We start from the raw sequence: 15,403 nt of genomic DNA on the forward strand, positions 1-15,403 counted from the left end.
ATGACCACGGCACAGCCCCAGCAGCGCGGCGGCAGCACGCTGAAGTTCCTCCTGCCCTCTCTGCTGGGCATCTTCATCTTCATGGTGCCGGTGCCCGACGGCGAGGGATCGGTCACCATCCCCATCGCGTGGATGGCCAACAGCCTGGGTGAGCTGATCGGCGATGCCATCCCGTGGATCCTGCTGACGCTGGTGACGATCTCCACGGTGGGCACCCTGCTCTACAGCCTGGCCAAGCCGGCGTTCCTTCAGAACCAGCTGGGGCGGACCCTGTTCAAGACGACCCCGCCGTGGGCGGCGACCCGCGTGGTGGGGCTGGCGTTCGGCGTCGCGATCCTCTTCGAGCTGGGTCCGGAGTGGATCTGGGGTGAGGACACCGGCGGGCTGATCGTGGATCTGGCCACGCTGCTGATCGTGGTCTTCGCCCTCGCCGGTCTGCTGCTGCCCCTGCTGCTGAACTTCGGGCTGCTGGACTTCGCCGGAGCGCTGATGACCACGGTGATGCGTCCGCTGTTCAAGGTGCCCGGACGGTCCTCCGTGGTCGGGCTGACCTCGTGGTTGGGCGATGGCACCATCGGCGTGCTGATGACCAACCAGCAGTACACCCAGGGGCACTACACCAAGCGTGAGGCCGCCGTGCTGGGCACCACCTTCAACATCGTCTCGGTGACGTTCATCGTGGTGATCCTGGGACAGCTGAACCTGGAGCACATGTTCGGGCCGTTCTATCTGACGATCATCCTGGCCGGACTGGCCGCGGCGATCATCATGCCGCGGATCCCTCCGCTGTCCCGATTCCCCGATGAGTTCGCCGAGGGCATCACCGAGGACCCGCGCACCGCCTCCCACGCAGTGGTGGATCCGCAGCAGGGCGAGACGTCGCTGCTGGCCCGGGCATGGGAGAGCGCCCGACGCCGCGGCGCCTCGGTGCGGCTGGGCGCTGTGGCCCGCAGCGGAGTCTCCAACGCCTTGGAGATGTGGCTGGCGGTCATCCCGATCATCCTGGCGGTGGGCACCATCGCGGTGATCATCGCGGAGAACACCGAGCTCTTCACCTGGCTGGGCTACCCCTTCGTCCCGGTGCTGGAGGTGCTGCAGGTCCCCGAGGCCGCAGAAGCCTCCGAGACGCTGCTGATCGGGTTCGCCGACATGCTGCTGCCGGCGATCATCGGCAGCGGGATCGAATCCGAGATGACCCGGTTCATCATCGGCGCGCTCTCAGTGACCCAGCTGATCTTCATGTCTGAGACCGGCGGTATGCTGCTGGCCTCCCGGATCCCCGTGAAGTTCCACCACCTCGTGGCGATCTTCCTGCTGCGGACCCTGATCAGCCTGCCGATCATCATCGGGCTGGCACACCTGTTCTACTGAGCGCTGACGTGCCTGCGGCTGATCCTCAGTCACGCCTGAAGGCTCAGCCCCGGCCGTTGAGCCGCTGGGCGGTGAGCTTCTGCAGCAGGGCGCGGGCGCCGTCGGTGCGCAGGGTCTCCAACGCGTCCAGGTAGGGGCGGGTGAAGGCCTCGTGCTGGACCAGGTCGCCGAAGAGCTCCTCATCGCGGAGGAAGGCCAGCGGGTCCTGATCGTGCTGTGCGGCGGCCGCCATGACGCGGTCGCGCAGCCGGTCCACCACGGGCCACTGCTCGCCGTTCTCGCCGGTGCCCTCGGCGTACCGGGCCCAGGAGGCGACGATGGCCGCGCAGACGGTGACGTCGCGGCCGGCGTCGAGGTTCTCGCGGATCACCGGCATCATCCAGGTGGGGATGCGGTCGGAGGACTCGGCGGCCAGGCGGGCCAGCGTGTCCTTCACATGCTCGTTGGCGAACCGGGCGATCAGCTGATCCTTATAGGCGTCCAGATCGATGCCCGGGACCTCGGGCACGGTGGGAGTGCCCTCGTCGTCCATGTAGAGGAAGCGGGTGAACGGGGTCAGGTCCGGGTCCGTGCAGGCCTCGTGAGCGTAGGTGTGACCCAGCAGCAGGCCGAAGTAGGCGATGGCCTGGTGGCTGCAGTTGAGCAGGCGCAGCTTCATCAGCTCGTAGGGCTCCACGTCCTGGACCATCTGCACGCCGACCTCCTCGAAGGCCGGGCGGCCGGCGGGGAAGTCATCCTCCAGCACCCACTGGATGAAGTCCTCGGAGACCACGGGCCAGGCGTCCTCGATGCCATAGTCCTCGGCGATCATCGCGCGGTCCTCATCTGAGGTGACCGGGGTGATCCGGTCCACCATGCAGCTGGGGAAGGCCACGTTCTGCTCGATCCAGCCCGCCAGCGGCTCGGCGTGGGTCTGCTCATCCTTGCGGCGGGCGAAGGCCAGCACCATCTCCTTGGCCAGGTGACCGTTGCCGCGGACGTTGTCGCAGGAGAGCACGGTGAAGGGTGCGACGCCGGCTTCCCGACGGCGGCGCAGGGCCTCCACCACGTAGCCGAACATGGTCTGCGGGTGCACAGCCTGACCGGCCTGCGGCGCTGAGCCGTCCTGGCCGAAGTCGGCGTCGAGATCTGCGGCCACCGCAGGGGTCTCGTACTGGAACTCTCCGGTGGAGGGGTTGTAGTTGTAGCCGCCCTCGGTCACGGTCAGCGAGACGATCCGCACCGCCGGGTCCGTCATCCGCGACAGGACCTGCTCCGGGTCATCGGGGGCGAAGAGGTACTCCGCGATGGAGCCGATGACGCTGGCCTCCCGGAGACCGTCGGGGAACTTCGCGGCGAAGGTGTAGAGCCCGTCCTGCGCGGTCAGGGCGTCCCGCATGGCAGCGTCTGCCGGCATGAGCCCGACTCCGCAGACTGCCCACTCAGCGGAGTGGCCGGCGTTGAACAGCCGGTTCAGATAATAGGCCTGGTGGGCGCGGTGGAAGCCGCCCACACCGAAGTGCACGATGCCGACCTTCCGGCCCTCGAGACGGTAGTCGGGCACCGAGAGGGCGTCACCGTTGGCCGCTGCGATCTCCGGCAGAGTGGAAGCTGAGAGCAGAGTCATGCAGATCACACTATCAAACGAGCGCGTGGCTTCGATCATATGATCGGACGGGAGGGGAGGCGTGCTCAACAGTCTGCCGCCACGCCGAGTCCGCGTGTAGCGTTCACACTATGCTCCCCTCCCACCTCCGAGATCTGACAGACCAGGCGGTCGACTACGCCCGAGCACATCACCACGGCGAGGGGCACACCGTCGCCGCCGCCGTGCTGACGAAGTCCGGGGCCGTGATCTTCGGCCTGAACGCCTATCACTTCCTCGGCGGCCCCTGCGGCGAGATCGCGGCACTGGCGAACCATGCCGCACAGGCCCCCGATGACCCGATCGACGCTGTCGTCGCAGTCCACGGGCCCACCGGCGAGGTCATCGCCCCCTGCGGGAGATGCAGACAGGTTCTCTTCGACAAGGACCCCGAGATCCTCTCTGTCGTGCGGAGCCAGAGAGGGCTCGAAGCGATGCCGGTGCGGGATCTGCTGCCGCATGCGTTCGACCAGCGGTCCATCGACCAGGAGCAGCGCATCTACATGTGGGAGGGGTACGAGCAGAGCATCCGTGGCGGTTCCAAACGACAGACCGTCCGCGTAGATGATCCGTTCCGCCAAGGCCCCGCACTGCTGGTCTTCGAGAAGGAGAACGGGGCCGCTGTCTCACTTCCTGCGGACGTGACGGGCGTCGTGCACCTGCGCCGCACAGAACTCACCGAGGAGCACGCCCAGAAGGATGGATTCGACTCTTTGGCCGAGCTCCAGGCCGCCCTGGACAGGCACTATCCGAGCCTCCATGCCGATGCCCCTGTGGATGTGGTCTCGTTTCACGTGACGAACCGCGTCTGAATCAGGGGCCAGGGCGCCAGAGCGCAGGCTTTGAAGTCAGCCCTCCGACTCCGCCAGGCGGTCGGCCAGCTCAGCCGAGAGCACCAGATCATCCACGACGCCGGCCCGGACAGCGGCCAGCACGGCCTCCGGGTATTCCACGGCGGCGGCCACGGCGATCACGTGAGCACGCTTGAGCTGCTCAGGGCGCACCCCGATCACTCGATCCTCCATACCGGATTCCGCCACGTTGCCCTCGATGTCCATCAGGATTCCCGAACACTCCGAGACGACTCCTGCGGCACGCGCCCGCTCCTGCTCCTGCTCACTCATCCGACCCCACAGAGTGGAGGCCCCGGGGCCCCAGCCGCCGATGGCCACCACAGCGACATCCAGGGACGTCGCAGCCTCCAGGGCGGCGCTGACCTCCTCCAGGGGGCGCAGCGCGGCGGCCACCTCTGGAGAGTCGACGATCAGCGGAGTCGGCAATGGCCAGACCTGGCCGCCGGAGTAGGAGCCGAGGGTGTGGATCAGGGTGGAGGAGGCCGCCGTCGAGGATCCCGGAGCACTCAGGGGCCCGACCAATTGGACGATGTCCACCCGCGGGAGGGCGTCGAGGTGCTCGGGAAGGTGCATCAGAGTGCGCGACCAGGCGACGCCGAGCCGGCCGCCGTCGTGCACCCGCTGCGGAAGGATCTGAGCGACCTGCCGGGCCAGTGCCGAGCGCGTGGTCTCATCTGAGCGCTGCGGGACCACGGTGACTGAGTTGATCCCGAGCCGAGCAGCGAGGTCGCCGCGGCCGCTGCCTGCCTCAGTGGGGTCCACGATGGTGATCCGCACGACCCCCTCGTCCCGAGCCTGATCCAGCAGGCGGGCCACCTGGAAACGGGAGAGCCCGTGCCGTTTGGCGATCTCCACTTTGGAGAGACCCTGCAGGTAGTGCTCATCGGCCATCCTGGCCATGAGCGACAGGTCAGCTTCCTCCGACATTCGTCCCCCTTCAGGGAAGCGGCGCAGCTTCCCGTCGTCACGCTCATACGAGCATATATGATCGGCGTCACTTCTCACATGAGTGGCCGACGGCTCGTGACCAGGCGATTCGAGCGGGGTTTTAGCCCTTATGGACCGATTTTCGCCTTCATAAGGGCTAAAACCCCGCTCGAATCGCAGTGAGGGGGTTACTGGAAGTCCTCAGGAGGCATAGTCTCGGCACGGCCTTTGGTGGGGCGCGGATGCGTGCGGCGGTGCCGGATGGTCTCACTGATCAGATAGATCAGCGGGCCGACGATCGGCAGGAACAGCACGACGGCGGCCCAGGCCATCTTCTGCCCGCTTGAGTGGGAGGTCTGGACGATCACCATGAACGCAGCCACGATCAGGGCGGCGGCCGCGATGCCGCCCACCCGCAGCCACCACGGGATCGGCTCACCGGGCTCCAGGCCGAGGACGCTCAGCTGGACCGACCCCGACTCGAAGGCACCCCACAACATCTCCATAGACTCAGGGTAGGAGCCGGCGTCGTCTCCTCGAAAGGTCTGGTCGTCGCGCAGATGCCGCTCCCAGCGCGAAATCGCCGCTCAGCGCTGCGGCCAGACGGCTCCGTCGCGCTCAGCCATGAACTGGGCCAGCGCCGCGGCGTCATCGGTCATCAGACCGTCCACACCCATGTCCAGCAGTCGGCGCATCTCCTCCGGCTCATCCACCACCCAGACATGGACCTGCAGACCGGCCCGGTGACAGCGGCGGACGAACCCGGGCGTCACCACGCGGATCCGACCCTGGCTGATGGGGACCTGCACGCAGTCGATCTCGGTGGAGCGCCGACCCAGCCGCTGCATCAGGCCCAACGGCCCCAGCAGCACGATCAGCGCGGTGACCACCCACCCGCCCGACGTGGCAACCCGCCGGCTCAGCGCCCTGCGCACCCGGTGCCGGCGCGCGTCGTTGAAGCTGGCGGCCAGCACGCGGTCGTGAGCCCCGTGAGCCTCCACCAGCCGGGCGAACTCGTCGACCGAGGCGCCGTCTTTGAGGTCCACGTTCAGGTGGACGTCCTCCCACCGGGTCAGCAGCTCCTCGAACCTCAACAGCGGCTCACCGCTGGCGCGCAGCCGCAGGCCCGCCAGCTGCTGCCAGGTCTTCTCGCTCAGCGGGCCGGTGCCGTCGGTGATCCGCTCCAGCGTCTCATCGTGGAAGACCACCAGCACCCCGTCCGAGGAGGTGCGCACGTCGATCTCCAGATAGCGGTAGCCCATCGCCACGGCGGCCTCGAAGGCGGCCATCGTATTCTCCCGGGCCGGGTCCCCACCGCGGTGGACGAAGGCCAGCGGCGAGTGATGGAGGTCCACCGACCCCGCAGCGCCGGGCCGCGAGTTCAGCAGATAGGGGACTGCCCTATAGGGGTGCTCACGGTAGGGCACGCGCGCCCTCCAGCAGCTGTTCGATGACCTGGGCGACGCCGTCGTCGTCGCAGTCTGCGGTGACGTGATGGGCGGCCGACTGCGCCATCGGGTGCGCCGAGCCGACGACCCATGACGTCCCGGCCCACTGCAGCATCTCGATGTCGTTGGGCATATCGCCGAAGGCGACCACGCCCTCCGCCCCCACACCGAACTCAGCACTGACCCGCTGGAGCGCCGAGGCCTTGTTGACCCCCTTCGCCGAGAGCTCCAGCAGGCTCACCCCCGGGGCCGAATGGGTCACGCTGAGCAGGTGCCCCACCCGCTCACGCACCTTCTCCAGAAACAGGTCCGCATCCATGGCCGTGGTCTTCACCAGCAGCTTCACCACACGGTCCGCCGCATGCCCGACGCCGACCTCCCCGCCCGGCGTGCGGGCGGCGCCCAGGGCGTCACGTTCCAGCGTCTCGTCCAGAGGGCCCAGCCGCAGCGTGTCCTCGGTGACCCCCGCGGCACGGCGGCGATCCTCTTCGAAGAAGAGCGAATCCTTCAGGAACTCAGGCTCCGAGTGCAGATGCTCCAGAGTCTCAGCGGCGAAGGAAGCCTGCCGGTCGATGTCCAGGATCAGGTCCTTGGCCTCGAAGAGCGCCTCTGCCTCCAACGGGTCCTCCCGCAGCAGCCGATCTTCGGCCAGGTCATAGACCACCGCGCCGTTGGAGCAGATCACCGGCCCGATGGCACCCAGGGCGTCGCTGACCGGCTTGAGCCACCGCACCGGACGCCCGGTGACCAGCACGATCTGCACTCCTGCCTCACGGGCGGCGTGGAAGGCGGCCACGGTGCGGCTGCTCACCGTCCCGGAGACCGCCGAGCGATAGCTCAGGATGGTGCCGTCGATGTCGCTGGCGATGAGCCGCAGGGTCCGCGCGTCGATCCCAGCCATGATCAGCTCTGCGGGGCGGTGCCGGCTGCGCGGTCCGCCTCCACCGCTGCGACCAGCTCGGTCGCCGTCGGGGGCTGTGCGCCGAAGCGCGAGGAGGTGATCGCCGCGGCACGGGCGGCTGTGCGCAGCACCGTTCTGACCTGGTCCAGGCTCAGGTCATGCAGGGCCTGGCGCTGGTCCGCCCCCAGCAGCACCATCTCACGCAGCGTGGAGAGTGTGGCGGCCATGAAGGAGTCTCCCGCACCCACTGTGTCAGCGACTTCGATGGGGAAGGCCGGCTGCTCGGCGAACCCGGAGCGGGCCAGGGCCATCGCCCCGGAGGCGCCGCGGGTGACGGTGATCAGCGCCGGACCCAGATCCAGCCACGCGCGCATGGTCTCCTCATGGCTGCGCTCGGGGTAGAGCAGGTCGATGTCATCGGTGGAGGCCTGGACCACATCGGTCAGAGCCAGCATCTCCTCCACCTGGGAGCGGGCCTCCTCGCGGTTCGGGATGATGGAGGGCCGGTAGTTGGGGTCATAGGAGATCGTGGCGGTCTCCCGGGCGCGGTGGAGCACGCCTTTGACGGTCTCCGCGCCGGGCTGCATCATCGCACCGATCGAGCCGGTGTGGAGCAGCTCCAGCGCGTCAGCGGAGGTGCCGCGGTCGCGGAGCAGCTCGCAGTACTTCTCCTCGAGCTCCTCGGCGGAGGGCAGCGTCCAGTCGATGCTGAACTCATAGGTGGCCTGGCCGGTGGGGTCCAGCGTGGCCTCGGCGACGGAGGTGGGGGCGTCGTCGGCCTCCAGCAGCGGCGTGATGCCCTGGGACCGCAGGCTGCGAGCGATCATCCGTCCGTACTCGTCGTCCCCGCGACGACCGGCGAAGACCACCTCGTGGTCGAGGCGGGAGAGCCCCACCGCCACGTTGAACGGACTGCCGCCGACGTGCGCCTTGGGGGCAGACGTCTCCGAATGGACGACATCCACCAAGCATTCGCCGATGACTGCTAGGTATGAACTCACGCCTCTAAACTACCTCACATTCAGCGGCTGACCGGGCCGAAGTGCTGGAACTCGGTGAAGCCGCCGACCGCGTTGCGCAGCGGCAGCTCCGGGCGGCGGCTGCGCAGCAGGTCCAGCCCCTGCCGCGAGCGCGCACCGATCTTGCAGTACAGCACCAGCGGGCGCTCCTCGGTGGCGTCCTCGGCGCCCGGGACCTCCACATCGGGGTCGGCCAGCTGATGCAGCGGGACGTTGACTGCGCCCTCGGCATGCCCCATGGCGTACTCCCAGGGTTCGCGGACGTCGACGACGACGGCGCGCCCCTCCCGGATCCGGCGGTTCAGCTCACCGGGGCTGATGTCGTGCTGGTCGTAGGGAACTCCCACGAAGGGGTCGATCTCTCCCGGGATCACCGGGATGTCAGGCTGGTCGGCCATCTCGTCCTCGCTCTGCTGCGTGTGTGCCGGCTCGGGGTCGAACCCGCCGAGCCCGGTCACATCGGCGCCGATCTCGGTCACCGGTTCACGCTCCGGATCCGGCTTCAGCGTGATCTCGCGGAAACTCGCCGCCAAGGCGTCGTAGGAGAGCACCCGGCCCAGCAAGGGCTTGCCGACGCCGGCCAGGAACTTGATGGTCTCGGTGGCCATGAGCGTGCCGATCACTCCGGGCAGCACTCCGAGGACACCGGCCTCGGCGCAGGTGGGGACCTCGCCGGCGTCGGGTGGCTCCGGATAGAGGTCCCTGTAGGTGGGGCCGCGGCCGCCGTCGGGCCAATGTTCGGCGCTCGGAGCGGACCAGAACAGGCTGACCTGCCCGTCGAATCGCAGGATCGACCCGCTGACCAGGGGCTTCCCAGCGATCTCGCAGGCATCAGAGACCACGTAGCGGGTGGCGAAGTTATCGCTGCCGTCCACCACGATGTCGGCCGGCTCCACCAGCTGAAGGGCGTTCTGCGGGGTGATGGGCTCGCGGATCTCACGGATCCGGACCTCGGGGTGCAGCCCGCGCATGACCTCAGCCGCAGACTCGGTCTTGGGCCGACCGATGGATTCCTCCGAGTGGATGACCTGACGGTGGAGGTTGGAGCGGTCGACCACGTCATGGTCGATCACGTCGATGCTGCCCACTCCGGCTGCGGCCAGGTAGGTCAGGATGGGCGAGCCGAGGCCTCCGGCACCGACCACCAGGACCCGGGCGTTCAGCAGGGCGGTCTGGGCCTGGGGGCCGAAGCCGACGAGCGAGAGGTGCCGCTGGAAGCGTTCCAGCTGACTCTGGGAGTACTGGGAGAGGTCGGTCATCAGGTGAGCTCTTCGACGGGGTTGATCAGGCCTTCGAACGTGGAGGAGGCCTGGGCGTGTTCGCGGCGCGGGATCCGTCCGGCGCTGCGGGAGAGGTAGCCGGCCTCCACGGCGCGGCGGGTGGCCTGGGCCATGGCGGTGGGCTTCTGGGCGCGGGTGACCGCGGAGGCGACCAGTACGGCGTCGCAGCCCAGCTCCATGGCCTGGGCGGCCTCGGAGGCCGCGCCGATGCCGGCGTCGAGCACCACCGGAACGTCTGCCCGGGAGGCGATGAGCTCGATGTTGTGCGGGTTCAGGATGCCCAGGCCGGTCCCGATGGGGGCGCCCAGCGGCATCACCGCGGCGGCGCCGGCGTTCTCCAGGCGCAGCGCGGTGGCCGGGTCATCGATCGTGTAGACCATGGGGATGAAGCCGCGGTCGGCCAGCTGCTCGGTGGCTTCCAGGGTCTCGATCACATCCGGCAGCAGCGTGTGCTCGTCGGCGATGACCTCCACCTTGATCAGGTCGGTCTCCAGGGCTTCGCGGGCCAGCTCAGCGGTCAGGACGGTGTCCTTGACCGTGTAGCAGCCGGCGGTGTTGGGCAGGATGTCGATGCCCAGGCGCTCCAGCATGGAGAACACACTGGTCTTGGTGTCCGGGCTGTAGCGGCGCATGGCCACTGTGGTCAGCGTGGTCCCGGAGGCGATGAGCGCCTTCTCCAGGGCCTCCAGGTCGGTGATGCCGCCGGTGCCCATGATCAGGCGGTTCTGCAGGGTGTATCCGCCCACCTGCAGGGCGGGCACATGGACGTCAGGGACGTCCTGGGTGAGGGTCTCAGTGGTCATATGTCAGCCTCCCTGGACTGCTGTGACGATCTCCAGCTCCTCGCCGCCGCTCAGCTGCGTGGCGGCCCAGCGGCTGCGGGGGACCACGGCAGAGCCGACTGCGACGGCGACGCCGAGCCGACCGCCGTCGGCGGGGGTGCCGTCGGCGTTGAGCTCGCGCCCGGTCACCTGAGCGACGGCGTCGACGAGCGTGGCGTCTTCGGGCAGCTTCACGTCTTCTTCATTGATGCTGACAGTGAGCATTCTTCTCCGCTCGGGTCTCAAAGGGGCTTCAGGGGGAACGTCTGCTGAGATGAGAATGTTCCACGCGGTCCAGCGCCATCGACTCCAGCATGGCGGCGTCCCGCTCCCCCAGTTTCTCACTGTTGAGCAGAGCAGCCGAGAGCCTGGCCGCCAGCGGGGCCAGCAGGATGCCGTGGCGCGAGAATCCGGTGGAGACCACGACGCCGGAGTGCCCCGCCAGTGCGCCCAGATACGGCCGGTCGTCAGGGGTCCCGGGGCGCGCACGGGTGGTGATCTCAACCAGCTCCATGTCCTTGAGCCCCGGCAGTACGGCCACCGCGTCATCCAGCAGCTCCTGGACCGAACCGGCATGCGTCCCGGCCAGCCCGTCCTCGCGGGAGGAGGCCCCGACCACCACGCCGCCGTCGCCGTCGGTGCTCTCCGGTCCGCGGGGGACCAGATAGACCGAGCGGCCGCGGACCTTCGCACGGACGGTGGTCTGGACAGTGCCCGGTTCTCCGCGCAGACGCAGGACATCGCCGTAGACCGGCCGCAGCCGCAGCGGGGCAGCCTCGGGCAGGCCGGCGATCTCCGGATAGCCCAGGCCCGGGGCGATCAGCACCTTCTCCGCGGTGACGGTCTGCCCGTCCTCGAGAGTGACCGTGTAGGCGGAGGCCGGGGTGCCCACACCGGAGGCGGAGGTGTCCGCGTCAGCGCTCTCGGGCGCTGCGTCCACCCGCACGGCGCGGGCCTGCACCCAGGTGACCGGCGGGCCGACGTCGGGAAAGTCTGCGGCGAGCGCCGAGCCGCGCCCTGAGGTGCCCAGGTCAGCGTTGAGCGCGGCCATGGTGCAGCGCAGCAGCTGCCGAGGATCCACCTGGTGGTCCGACGGCACATCCCAGGCTTTGGCCAGGCCGGGTGCCAGGGAGGGCTCGCGGCTGCGCAGCTCGCGGGAGCTCAGCGGGGCCACCTCCATGCCGTGGGCCTGCTGGACGTCGACCAGGTCGGCGACGGCGTCGCGGTCGGAACGGTCCGCGGCCAGCAGGATGGTGCCGTTCTCCCGGTAGCCGGTGGGGGTCTCCACGGCCCGCGCCAGCGTAGCCAGGAAACCCGGATACTCAGCCCGGGAGGCGGCCATCAGCGGCCACAGCTCGTCCTGGCCGTACTGGACCTCGCTGACGGGGGCGAGCATGCCGGCCGCCGCATAGGAGGCGTCCCGGCCGGCGTCGGGCGCGATGACGGTGACCGCGTGCCCAGCAAGCCGCAGCTGCCAGGCCGAGAGCAGCCCGACGACGCCGGCGCCGATCACCGCAGTGTGGGGACGGTGGTCCGTTGAGGCCGTCATGCCGGATCACCCCCGTCGGGGTCGGCGGCCAGCTGGGCCGCGGCGGCCTCGTGGTGGGCCTGCTCGCCGGTCTCCAGCGCATAGAGGCCGTAGCCCACCGCGCCGGCGGACCAGAGCAGCCGGCAGTGCTCCAGCAGGTGCTCGGTCGGCTGACCGCCGGAGTCGGCATAGGCCTCCACCGCCGCGGCGAAGACCTCCTCGCCGCCGAGGGCATAGGAGAAGACGAGGTCGCGGGCGGGGTCGTCCACCCGAGCAGTGGTCCAATCGATGACTCCGGTGATGGCGCCGGACTCATCCACCAGCACGTGACCCGGGTAGATCTCTCCGTGGGTCATCACCGTGCGCTGGGGCCAGTAGGCGTCCTCGGACAGCCAGTGCCGCCACTGGTCGGTGCGCTTGGGGTTGACCTGAAAATGGGTGGTGACCTTCTCGATGTCCTCACGCCACTGCTGACGGACCTGCTGGGGCGTGCGGACCTCGACGCCGGCGGTCCGGGCCCGCTCGGCGTCGATGCTGTGCAGCTGCGCGAGCAGCGCGCCGAAGCGCCGCGCGTAGTCGGCGGAGGTGGGGTCCACGGTCCAGTGCGGCTCACCGTCCTGCAGCGTCATTCCGGCGATCCCGGGCACGGCGGGGTAGGCGATGAGCTCTCCGCTGCGGATGCGCCAATCCGGCACGGCAACCTGCAGATGGGCGCCGACCAGGTTCAGGACGGCGGCTTCTGCGGCCATCGTCTCCACCACGGAGGCCCGGCGAGGGACCCGCAGCACCCAACGCTGGCCGGCGCCGTCTGCGGCAAGGGCGACCTGATAGTCCAGCCCGAAGTCCACGAACTCCACTGACTCCTCAGTGAGGTTCAGCCCGTGACGCGTAGCCAGGGCGAGCAGGTCAGCGGGGGTCTCGGGGACTGGGTTCACGGCGGGGGCGTCTTCGGCGGCAGGGTCCACCCCTGCAGGATACCCATGCAGAGGGAGGAGCTTCTGGGAGCGTCTCTGTGAAGGCAGCCCGATGGTGCGCGCTTCCTGCGCGAGGTGCCGCTCCGGGCAGTGAGCCAGGTAGTGGGCCGGGGACAACGAAGGCCGGACACCTGATCGAGGTGCCCGGCCTTCATGCTGCGGAGCGGGCGACGGGAATCGAACCCGCGTCGTCTGCTTGGGAAGCAGAAGCTTTACCATTAAGCTACGCCCGCTTGGCCGCCGTCCGTGTGCGAGTGATCCCGCCTCAGGACGACGTGTTGACCATCCTAGCCTTTCAGCAGATCGGCTGGACGTCCACCCTTCAACCTGGAATTCAACCCTGAGTCTGGCGCTGGCTCTGCTCGGCCTGGGCCGCCTGACCCTGAGCCTGCTGATCCCGGTGCGCCTCACGATAAGCCAGTGCCGCCGCACCCGCGGCCATGACCAGCCGCGGCGCAGGGACACGCATACGCCGCAGCGCACGCTCAGCCGCATCATCAGCCCACCAGGCGAAGCGCCATGTCCCGTAGGTGAATCCACCGGCCACCAGCGCCGCCGACGAGCGGGTGACCCAGCTGACCTGCGGGCGGCCCGCTTCTTCGCGTGCCCCTGACTCGCGTGCCTCTGACTCGCGTGCCTCTGACTCACGTGCCTCTGCGGAGGAGTCCGACGACGCCGATTCCTCCGGATCAGTGTCTCCGCACTTGCTGCCCAGCGCCTTGAGCAGCCCGGACATCGCTCCCGGGGTCAGCGCCACAGCCGCGACCAATCCGGTGCTGCCCCAGGTCATCCCCTGCTTGAGCCATCCGGGGTACCTCCGGGCGGGAAGGAGGCTGAGGGCACCGACCACAGCCGCCTGGGAGACGGGGCCCCACCACCGGGGGTTCTCAGCGGCCTCACGCGCGGCCCGCCGACCGGCCCTCGTCTCGGCACTGGAGGGGGCGGCGTCGGGAACTTCAGGGCGGCCAGGCTCATCGCTGAAGGAACTCATGCCCCCACCTTAGGCACGCAGCCCTGCCCCAGACACCTGCCACCCTCGTTTTACCAAGCACTTCTCGGATTACCCTCCCGTATACGGGCAGGTAATCCGGATTCCGCTTGGTAAAACGAGGGTGTGGGGTGCGTCACCCGCCGGAAGATCCGAGGGGCCGTCGGCGTTCGCCATGGTCAGATGCCGTCTATCGAAGGAGTCTGCCGCCCATGAGCGTCACCACCGTCCCCGCCCTCGACAACAAGTCTCTGGACGCCCTGTTCTCCGGGCGCCACACCACCAACTTCTTCGCCGAGGCCCCGGTGGACCCGGCGCTGGTGCGTGAGTCCTACGAGGACGCCCGCTGGGCACCGACCTCCATGAACATCCAGCCGCTGCGCATCACCGTGCTGCAGAAGGGCTCAGTCCGCGACTCCGTCGTCGAACACATGATGAAGGGCAACCAGGCCAAGACTGCCGCCGCTCCGCTGACCGTGGTGGCCGCCCTGGACCCGAACTGGCATGAGCACATGAACACCCTGTTCCCGGCGGTCCCGGGCCTGCGGGAGAACTTCGCCGACCAGCCGGAGAACCGCCTCGCGATGGGCCGGGACAATGCGTTCCTGCAGCTGGGCTACCTGCTGCTCTCCCTGCGCGCCCACGGACTGGAGGTCGGACCGATGACCGGGCTGGACGCAGAAGGCATCGACTCGGTGATCCACACAGAGACCGGATGGAAGACCCTTGCCGTGGTGAACGTGGGGCACGGCGCGGACAGCTCCGTGGACAATGCCCAGCACCCGCGCGGGGCACGGTTCGAGTTCGAGCAGGTCAGCCAGACCCTCTGAGCTTCTGAGCCCCCAGGTTCTGAGCCCTCGGAACCCCAGAACCCTGACGCGCAGCGCTCAGGCGGGGAGCTGCTCCCGCAGCGCCGCTGCGGCGGTGCGGGCATCCTCCGCCTGAGTGACGGCGCGCACGACGACGACCCGGTCGGCCCCGGCTGCGGTCACCTCGCCGATGGTCTGGGCATCGATGCCGCCGATGGCGAAGAAGGGTTTGGAGGACTCCAGCTCTGCGGCCTGCTGGGGCAGTGCCAGCCCGACGGCGGCACGCCCAGGTTTGGTCGGGGTCTCCCACACCGGGCCTGTGCAGAAGTAGTCCAGCCCGATGTCCCCGTCGGCCTCCCGGACCTGGTCGAGAGTGCGGCAGGAGCGTCCGATGACCACATCGTCACCCAGGATGAACCGAGCCTGCTCCGTAGAGAGATCATCCTGACCCACGTGGAAGACATCCACGTCGGCCAGCAGCGCCAGATCGGCGCGGTCGTTGGCCGCCGAGAGACCACCCTGCTCGTCTGCCACCTGCTTGAGCAGGGAGAGCGCGGCGAGCTCGGTCTGGGCGGATACCTGCTTGTCACGGATCTGGATGATGTCGACTCTCCCGGCATAGGCCTCGGAGAGGAAGATCCGCAGGGCCTCGAAGTCCAGCTCCTCCACAGGCCCGGCCTCAGGGCGGGAGATGAACCGCTGCACATCGGTGCAGACGTAGAGCCGGGAGGCGAGCAGCCGCTCGCGGCGGAGCTCTCCGAGGTGGCTGGGATCCGGGGTGCTGGCCGTCGTATCCGTCATGCCTCCAGCCTACTCCCGGGACGCCAACCCGCCAGGGGTCCAATCTATGGGATGCGGA

General features: G+C 68.8%; 16 protein-coding genes and 1 tRNA gene. 3 read left to right on the plus strand and 14 right to left on the minus strand.

Going from position 1 to position 15,403, the window contains the following annotated elements; translation table 11 throughout:
• Positions 1–1,371, plus strand: a complete 1,371-nt coding sequence (locus tag JOF45_RS11470; protein ID WP_210050146.1) for a YjiH family protein — start codon at positions 1–3, stop codon at positions 1,369–1,371.
• Positions 1,372–1,414: 43 nt separating this feature from the next.
• On the opposite strand, the gene JOF45_RS11475 is transcribed toward JOF45_RS11470, so the two are convergent.
• On the minus strand, positions 1,415–2,977 hold the full coding sequence (locus JOF45_RS11475; protein WP_210050149.1) for a mannitol dehydrogenase family protein: 1,563 nt from the start codon (positions 2,975–2,977) through the stop codon (positions 1,415–1,417).
• Positions 2,978–3,087: 110 nt separating this feature from the next.
• On the opposite strand from JOF45_RS11475, the gene JOF45_RS11480 reads away from it, so the two are divergent.
• Positions 3,088–3,807, plus strand: coding sequence for an ASCH domain-containing protein (locus JOF45_RS11480; protein ID WP_210050164.1), 720 nt, complete (start codon positions 3,088–3,090; stop codon positions 3,805–3,807).
• 36 nt (positions 3,808–3,843) lie between these two features.
• Here JOF45_RS11480 and JOF45_RS11485 read toward each other — a convergent pair whose 3' ends face one another.
• The 12 genes from JOF45_RS11485 to JOF45_RS11540 all read right to left on the minus strand — a co-directional run bounded on the left by JOF45_RS11485 (position 3,844) and on the right by JOF45_RS11540 (position 13,738).
• The gene (locus JOF45_RS11485) at positions 3,844–4,776 is read right to left on the minus strand and encodes a sugar-binding transcriptional regulator (protein ID WP_210050167.1); all 933 of its coding nucleotides are present in this window, start codon (positions 4,774–4,776) and stop codon (positions 3,844–3,846) included.
• 188 nt (positions 4,777–4,964) lie between these two features.
• Positions 4,965–5,282 carry a PLD nuclease N-terminal domain-containing protein gene (locus JOF45_RS11490; protein ID WP_210050170.1) on the minus strand — a complete coding sequence of 106 codons (318 nt, stop codon included), beginning with the start codon at positions 5,280–5,282 and terminating at the stop codon, positions 4,965–4,967.
• Between the two features lie 81 nt (positions 5,283–5,363).
• Positions 5,364–6,203: a glycerophosphodiester phosphodiesterase family protein gene (locus JOF45_RS11495; RefSeq protein WP_342591479.1), complete on the minus strand. Its 840-nt coding sequence runs from the start codon at positions 6,201–6,203 to the stop codon at positions 5,364–5,366.
• Positions 6,190–7,125 carry an HAD family hydrolase gene (locus JOF45_RS11500; RefSeq protein ID WP_210050173.1) on the minus strand — a complete coding sequence of 312 codons (936 nt, stop codon included), beginning with the start codon at positions 7,123–7,125 and terminating at the stop codon, positions 6,190–6,192. The genes JOF45_RS11495 and JOF45_RS11500 overlap by 14 nt, the downstream gene beginning before the upstream one ends.
• Positions 7,126–7,127: 2 nt before the next feature.
• Complete coding sequence (locus tag JOF45_RS11505; protein ID WP_210050175.1) at positions 7,128–8,126, minus strand: carbohydrate kinase family protein; 999 nt, start codon at positions 8,124–8,126, stop codon at positions 7,128–7,130.
• A gap of 20 nt (positions 8,127–8,146) precedes the next feature.
• A complete protein-coding gene (gene moeB / locus JOF45_RS11510) occupies positions 8,147–9,403 on the minus strand; it encodes a molybdopterin-synthase adenylyltransferase MoeB (RefSeq protein WP_210050178.1) in 1,257 nt (418 codons plus the stop codon).
• Positions 9,403–10,227 carry a thiazole synthase gene (locus JOF45_RS11515; protein ID WP_210050180.1) on the minus strand — a complete coding sequence of 275 codons (825 nt, stop codon included), beginning with the start codon at positions 10,225–10,227 and terminating at the stop codon, positions 9,403–9,405. Before JOF45_RS11515 ends, moeB begins: the two co-directional genes overlap by 1 nt.
• Positions 10,228–10,230: 3 nt before the next feature.
• Positions 10,231–10,470, minus strand: a complete 240-nt coding sequence (gene thiS, locus JOF45_RS11520; RefSeq protein ID WP_210050188.1) for a sulfur carrier protein ThiS — start codon at positions 10,468–10,470, stop codon at positions 10,231–10,233.
• Positions 10,471–10,498: 28 nt separating this feature from the next.
• The gene (locus JOF45_RS11525) at positions 10,499–11,794 is read right to left on the minus strand and encodes an FAD-dependent oxidoreductase (RefSeq protein WP_210050191.1); all 1,296 of its coding nucleotides are present in this window, start codon (positions 11,792–11,794) and stop codon (positions 10,499–10,501) included.
• Entirely contained in the window at positions 11,791–12,738 is a 948-nt protein-coding gene (locus tag JOF45_RS11530; protein WP_342591480.1) for a macrolide 2'-phosphotransferase, read from the minus strand. Before JOF45_RS11530 ends, JOF45_RS11525 begins: the two co-directional genes overlap by 4 nt.
• Before the next feature lie 171 nt (positions 12,739–12,909).
• Positions 12,910–12,980: transfer RNA gene (locus JOF45_RS11535), tRNA-Gly, on the minus strand.
• A 101-nt stretch (positions 12,981–13,081) separates the two neighbouring features.
• Positions 13,082–13,738, minus strand: a complete 657-nt coding sequence (locus JOF45_RS11540; protein WP_210050194.1) for a hypothetical protein — start codon at positions 13,736–13,738, stop codon at positions 13,082–13,084.
• Positions 13,739–13,947: 209 nt separating this feature from the next.
• Here JOF45_RS11540 and JOF45_RS11545 point away from each other — a divergent pair, with 209 nt between their 5' ends.
• On the plus strand, positions 13,948–14,565 hold the full coding sequence (locus JOF45_RS11545) for a malonic semialdehyde reductase (protein WP_210050197.1): 618 nt from the start codon (positions 13,948–13,950) through the stop codon (positions 14,563–14,565).
• 57 nt (positions 14,566–14,622) lie between these two features.
• Here the strand turns inward: JOF45_RS11545 and thiE are convergent, their stop codons facing one another.
• Entirely contained in the window at positions 14,623–15,345 is a 723-nt protein-coding gene (gene thiE / locus JOF45_RS11550) for a thiamine phosphate synthase (protein ID WP_210050199.1), read from the minus strand.
• Positions 15,346–15,403 lie beyond the last annotated feature (58 nt).

Origin of the sequence: Nesterenkonia lacusekhoensis, from assembly GCF_017876395.1 — a bacterium.
GTDB lineage: Bacteria > Actinomycetota > Actinomycetes > Actinomycetales > Micrococcaceae > Nesterenkonia > Nesterenkonia lacusekhoensis.

Bases quoted from the DNA above. Each gene is read 5' to 3' on its own strand.
- JOF45_RS11480 (WP_210050164.1), top strand. From the start codon at position 3,088: ATGCTCCCCTCCCACCTCCGAGATCTGACAGACCAGGCGGTCGACTAC.
- JOF45_RS11470 (WP_210050146.1), top strand. From the start codon at position 1: ATGACCACGGCACAGCCCCAGCAGCGCGGCGGCAGCACGCTGAAGTTC.
- thiS (WP_210050188.1), bottom strand. From the start codon at position 10,470: ATGCTCACTGTCAGCATCAATGAAGAAGACGTGAAGCTGCCCGAAGAC.
- JOF45_RS11515 (WP_210050180.1), bottom strand. From the start codon at position 10,227: ATGACCACTGAGACCCTCACCCAGGACGTCCCTGACGTCCATGTGCCC.
- JOF45_RS11545 (WP_210050197.1), top strand. From the start codon at position 13,948: ATGAGCGTCACCACCGTCCCCGCCCTCGACAACAAGTCTCTGGACGCC.
- JOF45_RS11525 (WP_210050191.1), bottom strand. From the start codon at position 11,794: ATGACGGCCTCAACGGACCACCGTCCCCACACTGCGGTGATCGGCGCC.
- thiE (WP_210050199.1), bottom strand. From the start codon at position 15,345: ATGACGGATACGACGGCCAGCACCCCGGATCCCAGCCACCTCGGAGAG.
- JOF45_RS11540 (WP_210050194.1), bottom strand. From the start codon at position 13,738: ATGAGTTCCTTCAGCGATGAGCCTGGCCGCCCTGAAGTTCCCGACGCC.
- JOF45_RS11485 (WP_210050167.1), bottom strand. From the start codon at position 4,776: ATGTCGGAGGAAGCTGACCTGTCGCTCATGGCCAGGATGGCCGATGAG.
- moeB (WP_210050178.1), bottom strand. From the start codon at position 9,403: ATGACCGACCTCTCCCAGTACTCCCAGAGTCAGCTGGAACGCTTCCAG.
- JOF45_RS11500 (WP_210050173.1), bottom strand. From the start codon at position 7,125: ATGGCTGGGATCGACGCGCGGACCCTGCGGCTCATCGCCAGCGACATC.
- JOF45_RS11490 (WP_210050170.1), bottom strand. From the start codon at position 5,282: ATGGAGATGTTGTGGGGTGCCTTCGAGTCGGGGTCGGTCCAGCTGAGC.
- JOF45_RS11475 (WP_210050149.1), bottom strand. From the start codon at position 2,977: ATGACTCTGCTCTCAGCTTCCACTCTGCCGGAGATCGCAGCGGCCAAC.